Genomic DNA, 16,992 nt, shown 5'->3' on the forward strand with positions numbered 1-16,992 from the left:
CCCAACGAACTCACCCGCCGCTCGGCCCTGCCGGCCTGGCTGCACACCTACAATCACCACCGGCAACACTCAGCAATAGGCAAGACCTCGCCCATCACCAGGTTGACCAACGTCCCTGGGCAGTACACCTAGGACTCGACGACGGCGTAGAGCCGGTGGGTGCCGCTGAAGCCCTTGAGTTCCGCGTCGCGGCCGTCGTCGAACTCGATGTCGTCGTGGCCGCTCACGGCGTCCCGGACGGGTTCGCTCACCAGGATCTCGCCGCCGTCGGCTGCCGCGGCCACCCGGGCCGCCATCGCGACGTTGCGGCCGAACAGGTCGTCGCCGCGGCGCACCGACTTGCCGACGTGGATGCCGATGCGGACCCGAATTCCGTTCGGCCGCTTGCTGAGCGCGTGTTGCATGCCGATGCTGCATCGCACTGCGTCCTCCGAATCGGCGAACGCGATCATGAAGCCGTCGCCCTGGCTCTTGACGACGTGACCGGAGTGGCGCTTGACGTGGCGGCTGACCATCTTGTCGTGGCGGCCGATGAGCCGGACCCACGCCCGGTCGCCGATCCGCTCGTTCAGCGCCGTCGATTCCTCGATGTCGGAGAACAGGATTGCGATGCGGCCGTTCGGTGCGAGCCGCGCGAGGTCCGGTCGTTCCACCTCGGCCCAGTCGGCGAGGTCTTCGATGGAGGTACGCACCGCGGCGCCGAGGCCCTCCTTGCGGATGATGTTGGCCGTCTGCCAGACCTGCTTGACCGCTTCGCGCCCGCCGGACAGGAGGTTCGCGCGGGTGTTCAGCCGACGGGTCAGCGCATCGATCTCCTCGTCGCGGGCCCGCAGTCGCAGGGCCAGCACGACGAGCGCGACGCCCTCGGCCACCGCCAGCGCGGCGAGGACGTAGACGGCGATCATGGCTCCCGACACGGGGTCAAGTATTCAATGCCGGGTCTTCGCCCGGTGGCCGAGGTCTTGTTCGCTGGATTGCTGGGTTGCCTCCTCCGGCGAGCGTGCGTGTTTGCGGGCGACACGCCGGGTCAAAACCCGAGTTCGCGCACGCTCGCGGTGGACGTCAGACGCCGGTCGAGCTACCCGGCCGCACGATCATCAGCACCGTGACCGTCACCCACAGGAGGTTGAAGATGCCGGTCGTCATCGCCAGCCGGCCGAAGCCCGCACCGGCGAGGGCATTGCGTTGCGCCGGGAGGATGCTCGCCACCAATACGACCGCCGCCGCGACCGTCAGGGCGATCGACACCAGCACCCACGCGTCGGTGAGAACACCCATCGACGCCGCGGTCGCGATCCCGAACAGCGGCACCGCGATCCCGACGGCCGCGTACGTCACGCAGATCCGGTGCAGCACCGAGGCGACGGCGGGGGCGTCGGCGTAGCGGGGAAAGACGCTGGCCGCCACGGTGATCGGGCCGATGGCGAGGATCGCGAGGATGACGTGGGCGCTGAGCAGTAGTGCGGACATCGCCACCGACGGTAGGGCACCCGTCGCCGTGACACTGCCGTCGATCGGGCCATGCTGCGCTGGAATTCGGACACGAGCGTGCGTGAACTCGCGTCTGAGACCGGCGTGTCGCCCGCAGACACGCACGCTCGCCGAAGAAGGGGAGCCCGCACTACCAGCCTGAGGTACGAGCCCGCGCTACCAGCCCTCGGTGAGCACGCGGTCGAGGGTGTCGACGTAGAAGTCCGCGCCGGCGAGGTCGATGCACAACGGGGGCTTGGTCTTCAGGATGTTCTGGTGGTCGCCGGTCGGCTGAATCACGACGCCGAGGTCGAGCATCCGGTTGCAGATCGCCGTCGTCTCCTCGGGGGCGGGCTCGAGCGTCTCGGGATCGCGGACCATCTCCACGCCCAGGTACAGGCCCATGCCGTGCACGGTCCCGATGATCGGGTGCCTGTCGCGCAACCCGAGCAGGCGCTCCTTCAGGTGAGTCCCGACGCGCTTCGCGTTGCCCTGCAAGTCCTCGTCGGCCAGCACGTCGAGCACGGTCAGCCCGATGACGCACGACAGCGGGCTGCCGCCGGTCGACGAGAAGAAGTAGCCCTGCGAGGCGAACGCGTCGGCCACCGCGCGGCTGGTGATGACCGCGCCCAGCGGGTAGCCGTTGCCCGTCGACTTCGCCACCGAAACGATGTCGGGCACCACCTGCTGCTGGTGAAAGCCCCAGAACCATTCGCCAAGACGGCCGTAACCGACCTGGACCTCGTCGGCGATCGCGTACCCGCCGGCGGCCCGGACCGCCGCGTAGACGTCGGCGAGGTAGCCGTCGGGAAGCGTCATGCCACCGGCGTTGCCGTACACCGTCTCGCAGATGAACCCGGCCGCGGGCCTGCCCTCGGCGGCCAGGTCGGTGATGCAGCGCACGGCATCGGCGGCGTACCGGGGAACGTCCGCACCGCGGTACTTGCCGCGGAAACTGTTCGGCGACTCGACGGTGTGCACCCAGTCCGGCCGGGTGGACAGCGCGTTGGGGTTGTCGGCCGTCGACGTCGACACCGCGTCGGTGCCGTAGGTCCAGCCGTGATAGGCCTCGCGCACCGCCACCACGTCGCGCCTGCCCGTCGCCGCGGTGGCCAGCCGGATCGCGAGATCGCTTGCCTCCGAACCGGAGTTGACCAAGAACACCGTGTCCAGCGGCTCGGGCAGGGTGGCCGCCAGCCGCTCGCTGTACTCCACCACCGCCTCGTAGTTGAAGCGCGAGTTCGTGTTCAGGCGCCGCAGCTGCCGCGACGCCGCGTCGGCCACCCGCGGATGGGCGTGCCCCAGCACCGCCACGTTGTTGACCATGTCGAGGTACACCCGGCCGGACGTCGACATCAGGTGGTGCCGCCAGCCACGCTCGATCTGCGGGGGATCGGCGTAGTAGTGCTCCTGCACCTTGGCGAAGCTGTCGTCCCTGCGCGCCAACAGGTCTCGGTCCGCCGAGTCGGACGCGGTCGGCAGGCCGAGTAGCGGCGCGGGATCGCGGGCGAGCGCCAGCCAGCCCGGCGCGAGTTCGGCAGTGGTGAAGGCGGGCGCCGGCGGCGCGCCGACGGGCTTGGCGGCGACGGCGAACCACTGTCCCGGTGCCGCGGTCGCCAGCGGTGCCCCGGCGTCGACGGAACCGGTCACCGTCACCTCGACGCCTGCGACGGAGACCTCGTGTTCCGTCGAGTGCAGTACGAACCCGTTGTCGACGCGCTCCACCTCGCCCGACCACGGTGCGGTGATGATGACTTCGCGACCGGGCCACAGCGCGATGCCGGTGGGGACGACGGCGGGACTGCTCTGGCTCAAGGCAGGCGCGCGGGTCAGGCGTGGGTGGCCGAACCCGGTGGCGACGAGCGCGGCACCGTCGCGCACGGCCTCGTCGGCGAAGCGGTTCTCGACGCCAGGCGGCAGCCAGCCGCCCGGCTCGAACGCGTCGTCGAACAGCGCGGAGGTGGAGGAGAGGTCGAGTACGGCGATGGCGTCGGCGGACACGTCGGCGACCAGGGGGAGACCGGTCAGCGCCGCGGGTGGATCGTCCAGACCGAGCGCGTGCCGGATCACGCCGGGCATCACGTCCATTGGCAGCGAGGTCGCCAGCTCGAACATCCGGGCCTCGGCGTCGGACTGCTCGGTGAGGTAGGCGTTGTCGGGATCGAGCGTGGCCTGCTGCGCGCCACTGGCGATCAACACCGCTGCGCGCAAGACGACCAGCGGCCACACCGCGTCCGCCTCGGCCAGGGACAGCGGGCGGATCGCGTGAAAGGCCCTGATGCCGGGCAGGATCGAGGTCGGTGACGCGCCCGGGTGCCCGAGCACCGAGGACAGCCCGACGGCGAGTTCGGACACCGCCCACGTGTCGGAGAGGTCGCCGAAGTCGATGATGCCGTCCGGCAATCCCGTCCCCGCGGACGCAATCACGTTGGCGTCGGTGAGGTCGAGGTGCACGGCTTGGCGCGGCAGGTGGTCGGCCAGCGCCGCGACCCGTTCACCGGCCAGCGTCGCCGCAACGGTCAGGCGTGCCCGCACGTCCGGATCGGCGACGTGACCGGCCAGCGCGTGCACGACGTCGGCGCCGAAGCGCAGATCCCACTGCAGCGCCCGGTCGAGCCCGGGGTGGGTGAAGTCGCGCAGCGCCCGGCTCACCCGACCCGCGAGTGTGCCCATCGCCGAGACGATCTCGGGGGAAAGATACCCGGTGTCGACGTACGTCCCGCCGTCGACGAACGGCAGCAGACGCACGTGCGCCGGGCCGTCGAGCAGGTCGTGGACCGTCGTCGACCGCGCACCCGCCAGGTTGGGCCGGGGGACCGCGACGCGCAGCGCCGGCTCGGCGTTGGCGATGAGGTCGGCGGCCTGGTCCTGGGCGTCGAGTTCGGTCGCGGTGAAGGCCGGATTGGACACCTTCAGCACCCCGAGCGTGACACCGTCGGCGCCGCGCACCAGGAAGTTCTTGTCCTGTTGACTGCCAAGCGATTCCGCGCGCGCCTCCACGCCGTAGTGCTCGCGGAGCAGCTGTTCGGCCTGAGCCTCGCTGACCTGCGGCGCGGGGAGTTCGGGCTGCTCGAGGAAGTTGAACCCGGCGCTCACGGGTTGACGAACCGAACCACGACGTCGGTGAAGGCGTCGTTGTCGTCGCCCGCCGCGGTGTGCCCGGCGTCGGACAGCTCGACGAACTCGGCCGCAGGCACCTTGGCCAGGAAGTCCTCGACGCCCTCGGTGCTGACGACGTCGGACAGCTTGCCGCGGATCAGCAGCAGCGGGATCTCGAGGTTGATCGCCGCCTGCTCGAGTTTCTCGACCCGCACGAACGGATCGTCCTCGGGCTTGGTCAGGAACGCCGGGTCCCAGTGCCAGTACCACCGTCCGTCGCGCAGGCGCAGGTTCTTCTTCAACCCCTCGACGTTGCGCGGCTTGTCGCGGTGCGGCAGGTAGGCGGCCACGGCGTCGGCGGCGTCGTCCAGCGAGTCGAAGCCATGGATGTGGCTGAACATGAAGTCGCGGATGCGGGCGCTACCGTCCTTCTCGAAGCGCGGCACCACGTCGACGAGCACCAGCTTGGTGACCAACTCGGGCCCGGCCTCGTGGGCGGCGGCGATCCCGGTCAGCCCGCCCATGCTGGCGCCGATCAGGACGACCGGCCTGCCGATCTGATAGAGCACCGCGAGCGTGTCGCTGCACAGCGCCTCGACGGTGTACGTGGCCGTCGGCGAACGGTCGCTGTCGCCGTGCCCGCGGCTGTCCAGGGCGATGACGTGGAAGCCCGCATCGGCCAGTATCTGCCCGGTGTTCTTCCAGGAGTACCGGTTCTGGCCACCGCCATGCAGCATCACGATGGTCGGCCGATCGGCCGCCGACGGGGCGTCGCGGTTCCACTCGTCGGCGACCAGGGTCAGGTCGTCGACGCCGCGAAACGTCACGGTCTGCACTGCGCCCACGTTGGTCACGGCCATGTACTCCGTCTTCTGTCGTCGCCAGCGCTGATCGCAGGCGACCTCACGTTACTAATGCGGCTGCCCCGATCGGAGCCGACCCGGAAAGTCCGCGATGAGTTTCGTAGCCCGCGCCGGTCGATACGACATGCCCAACATCACCCCTTCACTCTGGTTCGACGGCGACCTCGAGGCCGCCGCCGCGTTCTACACCTCGGTGTTCCCCAACTCGTCGATCGAGGGATTCGTCCGCGCCACCGAGGCCTGGCCGAACGACGCGGGCGACGTCGTCTACGGGACGTTCGTCCTCGACGGTCAGCGCTTCCTCGGCATCAACGGCGGCCCGCAGTTCCCCTTCACCGAGGCCGTGTCCTTCGAAGTGCTCTGTGCCGACCAGGACGAGGTCGACTACTACTGGTCGGCACTGGTCGACGGCGGCGAGGAATCGCAGTGCGGCTGGCTCAAGGACAGGTTCGGGCTGAGCTGGCAGATCGTGCCCAAGCGGCTCTACGAACTGACCGAGGACCCCGACACCGCGCGGTCCGATGCAGCCGTCAAGGCCATGATGGGCATGCGCAAGATCGTGATCGCCGACCTGGAGGCGGCCGCCGACGGAGTCTGATCCCCGCGAGTCGCCGCACGTGACGCTCCCACGGGCACGTACTTTGGACCGGACCCACACGCGTACACGCGGGCCGCCCCGGTTCGTAGCGCCACGGAGGAGCACATATGGCAGACGACGATGCTGCCCCGACGGCCGAGGTGACCGGCCCCGACGAGTCGACCCCGGTCGGTGAGCCGACCGAGAGCGCGGAGGCCGAGACCGCGGAGGCCACCGAGGCTGAGACCGCCGAGCCGGTGGCCGCAGCGCCGACGTCGCACGTACGGCTGGCCCTGATCGCCGGGCTGGTGCTCGTGCTGGCGCTGAGCGGGCTCACCGGGTGGCTCGCCTTCCGCGCTCATCAGTCGAGCGAACTCGCCGACCAGCGGGAGGTCTTCCTGCAGGTGGGCAAGCAGGGTGCCATCAACCTGACCACCATCGACTACACCCGGGTCGACCAGGACGTGCAGCGGATCCTCGACTCGGCCACCGGGGCGTTCTACGACGAGTTCGAGCGGCGCTCCCAACCGTTCGCCGAGGTGGTCAAGCAGGTGAAGTCGAAGTCCGTCGGCTCGGTGACCGAGGCCGGCATCAAGGACCAGACCGCCGACGGGGCCAAGGTGCTGCTCGCGGTCACCGTCGACACCGCGGTCGAGGGGCAGCCCCCGCAGACACCGCGGTCCTGGCGCATGCTCATCTCGGTGCAGCAGGTCGGAGCCGATGCGAAGGTGTCCAACGTGGAGTTCGTGGCGTGACGGACAGAGACGAGACCGAGACCGCCGCCGTGGAGCCCGAGAGCACGGCGATCGAGCCCGACACCGCGCCCGAGGCGGAAGACACCACACCCGCACCCGAGACGGAGACGGCCACCACCCAGGGGACACCCGGGACCGACTGGACCCGCGTGCTCGCCTACGGAATCCTGCCGGGGCTGGTGCTGCTGCTCGCCCTCGCCGCGGCGTACCTGAAATTCGTCGACGACTCGGTGCGCACCGACGACGCCGTGCGCACCGAGACGGTCGCGGCCGCCACCGACAGCACCATCAAGCTGCTCTCCTACACCCCGGATCAGGTGGAGCAGCAGCTCGGTGACGCCCGCAACCTGATCACCGGCCCGTTCCTCGACACCTACACCGCGCTGATCAACGACGTCGTGATCCCCGGCGCCAAGGAGAAGCAGATCGCGGCGACCGCGAGCGTTCCGCAGGCCGCGGCGGTCTCGGCCGATCCGGACCGGGCCGTGGTGCTGGTGTTCGTCAACCAGAGCGTCGTCGTGGGTACCGAGGCTCCGACGAACACCGCATCGAGCGTGCGGGTGACGATGGACAAGGTGGGCGACCAGTGGCTCATCTCGGGCTTCGATCCGGTGTGACGGGCGTGACCGATCCGCGCATCCTCGACGTATCGACGCCCGCCGTCGACGTGAAGGCGCTGGTGTGGGGGCCTGAAGATGGCCCGATCGCCCTGTGCCTGCACGGTTTTCCCGATACCGCGCACGGGTGGCGCAAGGTGGCCCCGGCGCTGGTGGCGGCCGGCTACCGCGTCGTCGCCCCGTTCCTGCGCGGCTACGCGCCGACGTCGCTGGCGTCGGACGGCAGCTATCACGTCGGCGCTCTGATGGACGACGCGCTGCGCGTGCGCGACGCGGCAGGCGGCACCGATCGCGACGTCGTCATCGGACACGACTGGGGTGCGATCGCCGCCACCGGGCTCGCCGCCATGCCCGACAGCCCGTTCACCAAGGCCGTCATCATGTCGGTGCCACCCTCGGCGTCGTTTCGGGGCAAGGTGCCCGACGTCGGCAGGCTGCTCGCGGGGATTCCGCGCCAGCTGATGCGCAGCTGGTACATCGCCTATCACCAATTGCCTTATCTGCCAGACCGTTCCGCGTCCTGGCTGATCCCGCGGCTGTGGCGGCAATGGTCGCCGGGTTACGACGCCACCGAGGACGTCGCGCTGGTCAAGGCCGCCATCGGGTCGCCGGACAACTGGCGCGCTGCCCTGGCCTACTACCGGCAGACGGTCCGCGCGAGCAAGCCGCCCGCGAGTTATGCGGAGTTGCACGGGCATTGGCTGTCGCAGCCTGCGCTGCCGACGCTGTACCTGCACGGGACCGACGACGGCTGCGCGTCGGCGGACTACATCCGCTGGGTGACGCGTGCACTGCCCGAGGGCAGCCGGACCGCACTGGTCGACGACGCCGGGCACTTCCTGCAGCTCGAACAGCCCGACGTGGTCGCCCGGCTGATCGTCGAGTTCGTCGGGAGCTAGCGCTTCTTCAGCGACGGATGGCTGCGCGCCAGGATCGGCAGCAGCAGCCTGCGGGGCAGCGCCTTGTACGCCGCCGCGCCGATGCGGTTGAAGACGCCGGGCACGATGACGGTCCGGCCGGCGTCGAGACCGTCGATCGCGGTCCTGGCGACCTCGGCCGCGTCGACCCACATGACCTTCGGCAGCGACGCCTCGGCGTCGGCGTCCGAAATGCCTGCCGCCGCACCGAAACCGGTCTTCACCGGTCCCGGGCACAGCGTGGCCGACGTGACGCCGGTGCCGTGCAGCTCCTGGCCGAGCGCCTGGGTGTAGGACAGCACGAAGGCCTTGGCGGCACCGTAGGCCGCCTGCCCGGGCAGCGGGCCGAACGCACCGACCGAGGCCACGTTGAGCACCGCGCCGCGTCCCCTGGCCACCATGCCCGGGACGAACCTGCTGCACAGGTCGACCACCGCGCACACGTCCACCTCGACGAGGTTCAGCTCGGCTTCGGGATCGGATTCGGCCACCGGGCCCGACGTGCTGAGACCCGCGTTGTTGACCAGGACGTCGACCACCAGGCCGAGGTCGGCGACGCGTCGGGGGAGTTCCGCGCGGTCCTCGGCGCTGGACAGGTCGGCGGGCAGCACGTGCGCCGACGAGCCGAGCGCGTCGGCGAGGGCTTGCAACTTCTCGGCCCGACGCGCCACCAGGATCACCGTGCGCCCGCGCCTGACGAAGTCGCGCGCCAGTTCGTCGCCGATGCCCGACGACGCGCCCGTCACGAGCACCGCGCCGCCGTCACTTGCCGCTGGAAGCATCGCTGCAGCCTAGCCTTGGTCCATGACCGCCCGACCACTCGCGCCCGCCGATGCGCAGACGTTGTGGCTGGCGGAGAAGATCCCGAGCGACCAGGTCCTGATCTACGGGTTCGACGGAGTACCCGGCGACCTGCCCGACGCGCTCGCCACCGTCGCCCGACGCGCGCGGGCGTGTGACGATCTCGCGGTGCGGGTCGAGAACCGCAGTCGCGGAGGGTATCCCGCGTGGGTCGGCTCCGGCGTCGACGACCGGTTCGTCGTGCACGAGCAGGAGCAGTGGGCCGGGTGTCTCGCCGCGGCCGTCGCGCTGAGCGAGGCGCCGCTCGACCCCTACGTCGCGCCGTGGCGGCTGCACGTGTTTCCCGGCGTCGACGGGATTCCCGGTTCGACCGGACGGGGCACCGTGGCCGCGTTCCACGTCGTCCATGCGCTCGGCGACGGCACCCGGTTGGCGGTGCTGGCGGCCACGCTGTTCGGGCGCCGGGGTCCGATACCGCAGGCCCGTCCACCCCGGGGCGGACCCGCCACGCTGCCCTGGCGCGGTGTGCGCGCCGCCCTCGCGCACCGGGAGATGGTCCGCGACGAGCGGGCGGGCGTCGTGCCGCCGCCCGCCGGGCAGTACCCGCTGCGGCGGACCAACGAGTGGTCGGCGGGCACGACGCTGTTGCGCACGGTGGTCCGCAGGCGTGACCAGTGGCGCGCGGGTCCGGTCACCGTGACCGCCCTGGCGGCGGTGTCCGAGGCGCTCGCCCGGCTGCTGCGCGACTTCGGCGACGACCCCGTGCCGCTCGGCGCCGAGGTCCCGATGGCCCACCGCGGCCCGCGCCTGGCCGACAACCACTACGGCAACGTCGCCGTCGACCTGCATCCGGACGTGCCGCTCGAATCTCGCGGCGCCCGCATCGCCGCCGACCTCGATGCCCGCAGGCGCCGCGCGGAGCACCCGGCGAACCGGGCGGGCGATCTGGCCTTCGCGGCCACGCCCGCACCGCTGCTGCGCTGGGGGGTGGGGAAGTTCGACCCGGCCGCGCGGTCGTCGAGCGTCACCGGGAACACCGTGGTGACCAGCGTCAACCGCGGCGCCGCGGACCTCGAATTCGGCGGTGCACCCGTCGTCGTCACCTCCGACGTACCGGCGCTGTCGCCGATGATGGGGCTCGTCCACGGCGTGCACGGCATCGGCGACGCGATCTCGGTGAGCGTGCACGCGCGCGAGTCCGTGATCGGCGGCGAGGCAGGTCTGGACGGCTACGTCGAGCGGCTGGCGGCGGCACTCGGACCGTCGGGGGCTTGACCATCCGCGTAACAGATGGCCTAGATTCTGTTACGTGGAAGCCTACGATTTCGCCCTGCTGGTGCTGCGCGTCGTGCTCGGTCTCACGATGGCCGCGCACGGTTACAACAAGTTCTTCGGAGGCGGACGGATCCCCGGCACCGCCGGATGGTTCGACAGCATCGGCATGAGGCCCGGCATGTTCCACGCCCGGGTGGCGGCCACCACCGAGGTCGCCGCGGGCCTCGGTCTGGCGGTCGGTCTGCTGACGCCGGTCCCCGCCGCGGGCTTCGTGGCGCTGATGCTCGTCGCGGCGTGGACGGTGCACCGCAGGAACGGCTTCTTCATCGTCAAGGAGGGCTGGGAGTACAACCTCATCCTGGCCGTCGCGGCGGTGGCGATCGCAGGCCTCGGCGCGGGCAAGCTCAGCCTGGACTACCTGCTGTTCCGCGACACCGGCCTGTGGGACTACGTGCAGGGTTGGGGTGGACTGGCGATCGCGCTGGTGCTCGGGCTCGCCGGCGGCATCGGCCAGTTGGCGATCTTCTTCCGCCCGCCCGCGCCGAAGGACGCCTAGCCCGCGAGCAGACGCCAACTCGCACGCCAGGCGCCCGTTTAGTGCGAGTTGGTGTCTGCTCGCGAGGGAAAGTGGTTCTGCAAAACGAGAACACGTTCTAATCTGACCCGCATGGGTTTTCTCAAGCAGACCACCCCCGAGATCGACTTCGAGCAATGGAGCAAGGGCAGCCGCGCCGAGAAGATCGTGCCCATGGCCCGGCACTGGGCCGAGGTCGGCTTCGGCACCCCGGTCGCCCTGCACCTGTTCTACGTCGTCAAGATCCTGCTCTACGTCCTGTTCGCCTGGCTGGTCGTCCTGACGACCACCGGCGTCGACGGCTTCACCAACGTCGGGCAGTGGTACGACGAGCCCATCGTGTTTCAGAAGGTCGTGCTGTACACGATGCTGTTCGAGGTCGTGGGGCTCGGCTGCGGGTTCGGCCCGCTGAACAACCGGTTCTCCCCGCCGATGGGATCGATCCTCTACTGGCTGCGGCCAGGCACCATCCGGCTGCCACCGTGGCCCACCCGCATCCCGCTCACCCGCGGTGACGCCCGCACGCCGTTCGACGCGCTCGTCTACGGCGCGCTGCTGGTGGCGCTGCTCGTCGCGATCTTCTCCGACGGCACCGGCCCGATTCCCGCGCTGGGCACCGAGGTCGGCGTCCTGCCGGTGTGGCAGACGGCGACGATCCTGGGCCTGCTCGCCGTAATCGGACTGCGCGACAAGGTGATCTTCCTGGCCGCCCGCGGTGAGGTCTACGCGTCGCTGGCGGTGTGCTTCCTGTTCAGCGGCCCCGACATGATCATCGCCGCGAAGCTGATCTGCCTGGTCATCTGGATCGGCGCCGCGACGTCCAAGCTGAACAAGCACTTCCCGTTCGTCATCTCCACGATGATGAGCAACAACCCCGTGTTCCGCCCGAAGTGGATCAAGCGGGCGTTCTTCGAGCACTTCCCCGACGACCTGCGGCCAGGCAGGCCGTCCCGGATCCTGGCCCACATCAGTACCGCGATCGAGATGCTGGTGCCGCTGGTGCTGTTCTTCAGCCACGGCGGATGGCCGACGGCGATCGCCGCATTCGTGATGCTTTGCTTCCACTTCGGCATCTTGTCGTCGATCCCGATGGGCGTGCCGCTGGAGTGGAACGTCTTCATGATGTTCGCCGTGCTGGCCCTGTTCGTCGGGCACGCCGACATCGGTCTGGGCGACCTGCAGAGCCCGTGGCCCATCGTGCTGTTCGCCGTCGTCGCGGGAACCGTGGTGCTGGGCAACCTGTTTCCGCGCAAGATCTCGTTCCTGCCCGGTATGCGGTACTACGCGGGCAACTGGGACACGTCGCTGTGGTGCCTCAAGCCCTCGGCGTCGGCGAAGATCGAGGCGAACGTCGTCTCGATCGCGAGCATGCCGCAGGCTCAGATGGAGAAGTTCTACGGCAGCCCCGAGACGGCGCAGATGTACCTCTACATGGGATACGCGTTCCGCTCGTTCAACACTCACGGCCGTGCGATGTTCACGCTCGCCCACCGGGCGATGGCCGGCCTCGACGAGGACGACTACGTGCTGACCGACGGCGAGCGCATCGTGTCCACCGCGATCGGCTGGAACTTCGGCGACGGCCACATGAGCAACGAACAACTCGTCGCGGCGCTACAGCAGCGCTGTCACTTCGAACCCGGCGAGGTCCGCATCGTGATGCTCGACGCGCAGCCCATCCATCGGCAACGCCAAAAGTACCGCCTCGTCGATGCGGCGACGGGGGAGTTCGAGCGGGGCGTCGTCGAGGTCGCCGACATGGTGACCCGGCAGCCGTGGGACGACACCGTGCCGGTTCAGGTCACCTGGTCGAAGTCCGTCACTGCTTGAGACGTAACCGCTTGAGACGTCACTGCATGACGTCGCGGACCTTGATGGTCTCGAAGCCCTCGAGCAGCAGCTCGCGTGCGGTGTCGAGGTGCCTGCGCCAGTGCGCCTCCGCCGCGGCGCCGTCGCCGGCCCGCAGCAGCGTGAGCAGACGGCGGTAGGACCGCAGGAGCTTGTCGTACTCCGCCTTGGACACCTCGCGGTGCTCCTTGATGGCGAAGGCGGTGTGCCGCACGGTGATCTCCTGCAGCATCCCCGCGATGATGGTCAGGGTCGAGTTGCCCGACATCTCGACCATGCGGAGGTGGAAGTCGCCGGTGGCCTCGGCCAGCCGGCCCGATTGCCAGCCCGCCGGGATGTGCTCGGCGAGCATCGATTCGAGTTCCTCGAGCGCCTCGGGGGTGGCGTTCTCGGCGAGCAGCCGGGCCGCCATCGGCTCGATGCCCGACCGGGCGACCAGGACGTCGGCGATGGTGGCACCCGACAGTTCGAGCAGCAGACCCGCGGGGCGGGCGACGATCTCGGGGCCGGGCACCCGTACCCGGGCGCCGGTGCGCGAACCGCGCCGCACCTCGACCAGCCGCTCGGACTCGAGCACGCGGACCGCCTCGCGCAGCGTCGGCCTGCTGACGCCGAAGTGCGTCATCAGCTCGGCCTCGTTCGGCAGGAAGTCGCCTTCCTTGAGCTGACCGTCGACCACCATGCGGCGTAGCGTGCCTGCGACGAGTTCGGCGGTCTTGGGGGAGCGCACGGGTGCACCGCTGAGCGACGCCACCGACTCCGGCCCGATCATGGGCGCGAGTGGGGTGTTGCGGGCCAACGCGCCTCCTCGAATACGACCGTGGCCGGGTTGCCAGCAGGTCAACTCAGTAAAACATGTGAGCGACGACCGGGCAGCCGACGGCCGCCGCCAAGGTCTACCAACCAGTAGGTTGACCTAGTAAACCTACTCCTTTACCGTCGATGAGGATCATTCTGGCGCGCTCGAGCGTCGTCACCCCACGTCGAAGGAGAATTCCATGGCTGAAGCCGTCATCGTCGAGGCGGTTCGCTCGCCTGTCGGAAAGCGCAACGGCGGGCTGTCCGGCGTACACCCGGGCGAACTCTCCGCGCAGGTCCTCAACGGCCTCGTCCAGCGTGCGGGCATCGACCCCGCCCTCGTCGACGACGTCATCTGGGGCTGTGTCATGCAGGCAGGGGAGCAGGCGCTCGACATCGCGCGCACCGCGGTGCTCGCAGCCGGCTGGCCCGAGAGCGTGCCCGGCGTGACCGTCGACCGGCAGTGCGGATCGAGCCAGCAGTCGGTGCACTTCGCCGCAGCCGGCGTGGTCGCAGGACACTACGACGTCGTCGTCGCCGGTGGCGTCGAGTCGATGTCACGCACCCCGATGGGTTCGTCACTGGCCAACGGTGGACACCCGTACCCGGAGGCCTTCCGCAGCCGCTACAGCCAGACCCCCAACCAGGGCACCGGTGCCGAGATGATCGCCGAGCAGTGGGGCTTCGACCGCACCGCGCTCGACCAGTTCTCCCTCAGCTCGCACGAGAAGGCCGCGGCCGCGCAGGACGCGGGTGCGTTCGACGACCAGATCGTCGGCATCAAGGTCACCGGTGAGGACGGCGAGTCCGTCGTGCTGAAGGACGAGGGCATCCGCCGCGGCGGGACCATCGAGAAGATGGCCACCATCAAGCCCGCCTTCAAGGAGGACGGTGTCATCCACGCGGGCAACGCCTCTCAGATATCCGACGGCTCCGCAGCACTGCTGTTCATGTCCGCCGAGAAGGCGAAGAGCCTCGGCCTCAAGCCGCTGGCCAAGGTGCACACCGCGGTGCTGGCGGGCGCCGACCCGGTGATCATGCTGACCGCGCCGATCCCGGCCACGCAGAAGGCACTCAAGCGCTCCGGCCTCTCGCTCGACGAGATCGGCGTGTTCGAGGTCAACGAGGCGTTCGCACCGGTTCCGCTGGCCTGGCTCAAGGACATCGGCGCCGACGAGAAGCGGCTCAACCCCAACGGCGGGGCCATCGCGCTGGGTCACCCGCTCGGCGGCTCCGGTGCCCGCATCATGACCACGATGCTGTACCACATGCGCGACAACGGAATTCAGTACGGCCTGCAGACCATGTGCGAGGGCGGCGGCCAGGCCAACGCCACCATCCTCGAGCTGCTGTGACGGCGGAGACCGAGACGGCTGCACCCGGCGCTCTCACCGAGCGCCGGGGCAACGTCCTACTGATCACGCTCAACCGGCCCGAGGCCCGCAACGCGATCAACGCATCGGTGAGCATCGCCGTCGGCGATGCCCTGGCCGAAGCGCAGAACGACCCCGAGGTGCGGGCCGTCGTCATCACCGGCGCGGGCCAGACCTTCTGTGCGGGTGCGGATCTCAAGGCCATCGCGCGGCGGGAGAACCTGTACCACCCCGAGCACGGGGAGTGGGGTTTCGCAGGCTACGTCCAGCATCTGATCGACAAGCCGACCATCGCCGCGGTCAACGGCACCGCGCTCGGTGGCGGCACCGAACTGGCGCTCGCCAGTGACCTGGTGGTGGCCGAGGAGCGGACGAAGTTCGGTCTGCCCGAGGTCAAGCGCGGTCTCATCGCCGCCGCAGGCGGCGTGTTCCGCATCGTCGACCATCTGCCCCGCAAGGTCGCGATGGAGATGATCTTCACCGGCGAGCCGATGACGTCGGCCGACGCGTGCAAGTGGGGTCTGATCAACCAGGTGGTGCCCGACGGCACCGTGGTCGACGCCGCGCTGGCGCTGGCCGAACGGATCACCGTCAATGCACCGCTGGCGGTGTGGGCGAGCAAGCGCGTCGCGCTCGGCGTCGACGAAGGCGCCATCACCGGCGAGCAGGCGGGCTGGACCAGGACGATGCGCGAAATGGGCGCCGTCCTGCGATCGGCGGACGCCAAGGAAGGGCCGATGGCCTTCGCGGAGAAGCGCCCACCGGTCTGGCAAGCGAAGTAGGAAGGGGCACACCCATGAAGAGACTCGTCTTCGAAGAAGAGCACGAGCAGTTGCGGCAGACGGCGCGTCAGTTCCTCGAGAAGGAGTGCGCGCCGTATGCCGAGAAGTGGGAGAGCGAGCGCCTCGTCGACCGCGAATCCTACGTAGCCGCAGGCAAGTACGGCCTGATCGGCTTCAACCTGCCGGAGAAGTTCGGCGGCGGTGGCGTCGAGGACTTTCGGTTCAACGCCGTGATCGTCGAGGAGTTCGCCCGCTACGGGGCGGCCACCCCCGGGCTGAGCCTGCAGAACGACATCGTCGGGCCGTACTTCGCCAACCTCGCCAACGACGAGCAGCAGGCGCGGTGGCTGCCCGGCTACATCACCGGTGAACTCATCGGTGCGGTCGCCATGACCGAGCCCGGCGCGGGCAGCGACCTGGCAGGCATCAAGACCACCGCGGTGCGCGACGGCGACGACTGGATCCTCAACGGCTCCAAGACGTTCATCTCCGCGGGCATCAACTCCGACCTGGTCGTGGTGGTGGCGCGCACCAATCCCGAGGCGGGCCACAAGGGCTTCTCGCTGCTGGTCGTGGAGCGCGACATGCCGGGCTTCACCCGCGGCCGCAAGCTCGACAAGATGGGGCTGCACTTCGCCGACACCGCCGAACTGCACTTCGAGAACGTGCGCGTGCCCCATGCGAACCTCCTCGGCGAGGAGGGCAAGGGCTTCTACCACCTGATGACCAACTTGCCGTCCGAGCGGCTGTCGATCGGCATCGCGGCCATCGCGGGTGCGCGTGCCACGTTCGACGACACGCTGCAGTACGTGAAGGACCGCAAGGCGTTCGGCAAGCCGATCGGCAGCTTCCAGCACAGCCGGTTCGTGATGGCCGAGCTGGACACCGAACTGGAGATCGGCGAGCAGTACATCGACCGTTGCCTGCGCGCCGCGGTCGACGGCGAGCTGACGGCCGTGCAGGCGTCCAAGGCCAAGTGGTGGTGCACCGAGCTGAACAAGCGGGTGGTCGACGCCTGCGTCCAGCTGCACGGCGGCTACGGCTACATGAACGAGTACAAGGTGGCCCGCGACTACGTCGACGTCCGCATCCAGACGATCTACGGCGGCACCACCGAGATCATGAAGGAGATCATCGGCAAGGACCTCGGCCTCTAGTACGGCGGCCTCTGATACGGCGGCCTCTAGGGCCCCACGAACCAAGAACGGCCCGGGACAACGTGGTCCCGGGCCGTTCTTTCGCG

General features: G+C 69.5%; 16 protein-coding genes and 1 pseudogene. 11 read left to right on the forward strand and 6 right to left on the reverse strand.

The features are described 5' to 3' along the window. Positions 1 to 132 (forward strand): annotated as a pseudogene (locus LOK44_RS21530) (IS481 family transposase); the annotation flags it as partial. Here the strand turns inward: LOK44_RS21530 and LOK44_RS21535 are convergent. From LOK44_RS21535 to LOK44_RS21550, 4 genes are all read right to left on the reverse strand, one after another. Continuing rightward, the gene (locus LOK44_RS21535; RefSeq protein ID WP_249783979.1) at positions 129 to 905 is read right to left on the reverse strand and encodes an adenylate/guanylate cyclase domain-containing protein; all 777 of its coding nucleotides are present in this window, start codon (positions 903 to 905) and stop codon (positions 129 to 131) included. The pseudogene LOK44_RS21530 and the gene LOK44_RS21535 overlap by 4 nt on opposite strands. Before the next feature lie 157 nt (positions 906 to 1,062). Continuing rightward, on the reverse strand, positions 1,063 to 1,470 hold the full coding sequence (locus LOK44_RS21540; protein ID WP_237572143.1) for a hypothetical protein: 408 nt from the start codon (positions 1,468 to 1,470) through the stop codon (positions 1,063 to 1,065). A 177-nt stretch (positions 1,471 to 1,647) separates the two neighbouring features. Continuing rightward, positions 1,648 to 4,566 (reverse strand): aminotransferase, encoded by a 2,919-nt coding sequence (locus tag LOK44_RS21545; RefSeq protein WP_237572144.1) that lies wholly within the window; start codon positions 4,564 to 4,566, stop codon positions 1,648 to 1,650. Continuing rightward, on the reverse strand, positions 4,563 to 5,429 hold the full coding sequence (locus LOK44_RS21550) for an alpha/beta fold hydrolase (RefSeq protein ID WP_237572145.1): 867 nt from the start codon (positions 5,427 to 5,429) through the stop codon (positions 4,563 to 4,565). The genes LOK44_RS21545 and LOK44_RS21550 overlap by 4 nt, the downstream gene beginning before the upstream one ends. Positions 5,430 to 5,556: 127 nt before the next feature. On the opposite strand from LOK44_RS21550, the gene LOK44_RS21555 reads away from it, so the two are divergent. The 4 genes from LOK44_RS21555 (at position 5,557) to LOK44_RS21570 (ending at position 8,280) form a co-directional block, all read left to right on the forward strand. Continuing rightward, entirely contained in the window at positions 5,557 to 6,030 is a 474-nt protein-coding gene (locus LOK44_RS21555; RefSeq protein ID WP_237572350.1) for a VOC family protein, read from the forward strand. A gap of 107 nt (positions 6,031 to 6,137) precedes the next feature. Continuing rightward, positions 6,138 to 6,764 (forward strand): Rv1363c family protein, encoded by a 627-nt coding sequence (locus LOK44_RS21560; RefSeq protein WP_237572146.1) that lies wholly within the window; start codon positions 6,138 to 6,140, stop codon positions 6,762 to 6,764. Continuing rightward, positions 6,761 to 7,381, forward strand: a complete 621-nt coding sequence (locus LOK44_RS21565) for a hypothetical protein (protein WP_237572147.1) — start codon at positions 6,761 to 6,763, stop codon at positions 7,379 to 7,381. Before LOK44_RS21560 ends, LOK44_RS21565 begins: the two co-directional genes overlap by 4 nt. Before the next feature lie 5 nt (positions 7,382 to 7,386). Further along, positions 7,387 to 8,280 carry an alpha/beta fold hydrolase gene (locus tag LOK44_RS21570; protein WP_237572148.1) on the forward strand — a complete coding sequence of 298 codons (894 nt, stop codon included), beginning with the start codon at positions 7,387 to 7,389 and terminating at the stop codon, positions 8,278 to 8,280. Here the strand turns inward: LOK44_RS21570 and LOK44_RS21575 are convergent. After that, positions 8,277 to 9,080, reverse strand: coding sequence for an SDR family NAD(P)-dependent oxidoreductase (locus tag LOK44_RS21575; RefSeq protein WP_237572149.1), 804 nt, complete (start codon positions 9,078 to 9,080; stop codon positions 8,277 to 8,279). The two genes, LOK44_RS21570 and LOK44_RS21575, sit on opposite strands and share 4 nt — an antisense overlap. Positions 9,081 to 9,102: 22 nt before the next feature. Here LOK44_RS21575 and LOK44_RS21580 point away from each other — a divergent pair, with 22 nt between their 5' ends. From LOK44_RS21580 to LOK44_RS21590, 3 genes are all read left to right on the forward strand, one after another. Continuing rightward, positions 9,103 to 10,374, forward strand: a complete 1,272-nt coding sequence (locus LOK44_RS21580) for a DUF1298 domain-containing protein (protein WP_237572150.1) — start codon at positions 9,103 to 9,105, stop codon at positions 10,372 to 10,374. A 34-nt stretch (positions 10,375 to 10,408) separates the two neighbouring features. Beyond that, complete coding sequence (locus LOK44_RS21585) at positions 10,409 to 10,930, forward strand: DoxX family protein (RefSeq protein ID WP_237572151.1); 522 nt, start codon at positions 10,409 to 10,411, stop codon at positions 10,928 to 10,930. A gap of 111 nt (positions 10,931 to 11,041) precedes the next feature. Continuing rightward, the gene (locus tag LOK44_RS21590; protein WP_237572152.1) at positions 11,042 to 12,778 is read left to right on the forward strand and encodes a DUF3556 domain-containing protein; all 1,737 of its coding nucleotides are present in this window, start codon (positions 11,042 to 11,044) and stop codon (positions 12,776 to 12,778) included. A 19-nt stretch (positions 12,779 to 12,797) separates the two neighbouring features. On the opposite strand, the gene LOK44_RS21595 is transcribed toward LOK44_RS21590, so the two are convergent. Continuing rightward, positions 12,798 to 13,595, reverse strand: coding sequence for a FadR/GntR family transcriptional regulator (locus LOK44_RS21595; protein WP_237572153.1), 798 nt, complete (start codon positions 13,593 to 13,595; stop codon positions 12,798 to 12,800). A 199-nt stretch (positions 13,596 to 13,794) separates the two neighbouring features. Here LOK44_RS21595 and LOK44_RS21600 point away from each other — a divergent pair, with 199 nt between their 5' ends. Genes LOK44_RS21600 through LOK44_RS21610 form a run of 3 tightly spaced genes read left to right on the forward strand, consistent with a single transcriptional unit; the run spans position 13,795 to position 16,906 of the window. Then, positions 13,795 to 14,949: a thiolase family protein gene (locus LOK44_RS21600; RefSeq protein ID WP_237572154.1), complete on the forward strand. Its 1,155-nt coding sequence runs from the start codon at positions 13,795 to 13,797 to the stop codon at positions 14,947 to 14,949. Continuing rightward, positions 14,946 to 15,749 carry a crotonase/enoyl-CoA hydratase family protein gene (locus LOK44_RS21605; protein ID WP_237572155.1) on the forward strand — a complete coding sequence of 268 codons (804 nt, stop codon included), beginning with the start codon at positions 14,946 to 14,948 and terminating at the stop codon, positions 15,747 to 15,749. The genes LOK44_RS21600 and LOK44_RS21605 overlap by 4 nt, the downstream gene beginning before the upstream one ends. Before the next feature lie 14 nt (positions 15,750 to 15,763). Next, complete coding sequence (locus tag LOK44_RS21610) at positions 15,764 to 16,906, forward strand: acyl-CoA dehydrogenase family protein (protein WP_237572156.1); 1,143 nt, start codon at positions 15,764 to 15,766, stop codon at positions 16,904 to 16,906. The last annotated feature ends 86 nt before the right edge of the window (positions 16,907 to 16,992 follow it).

Origin of the sequence: Mycolicibacterium lacusdiani (assembly GCF_021916785.1) — a bacterium.
GTDB classification, from domain to species: Bacteria; Actinomycetota; Actinomycetes; order Mycobacteriales; family Mycobacteriaceae; genus Mycobacterium; species Mycobacterium lacusdiani.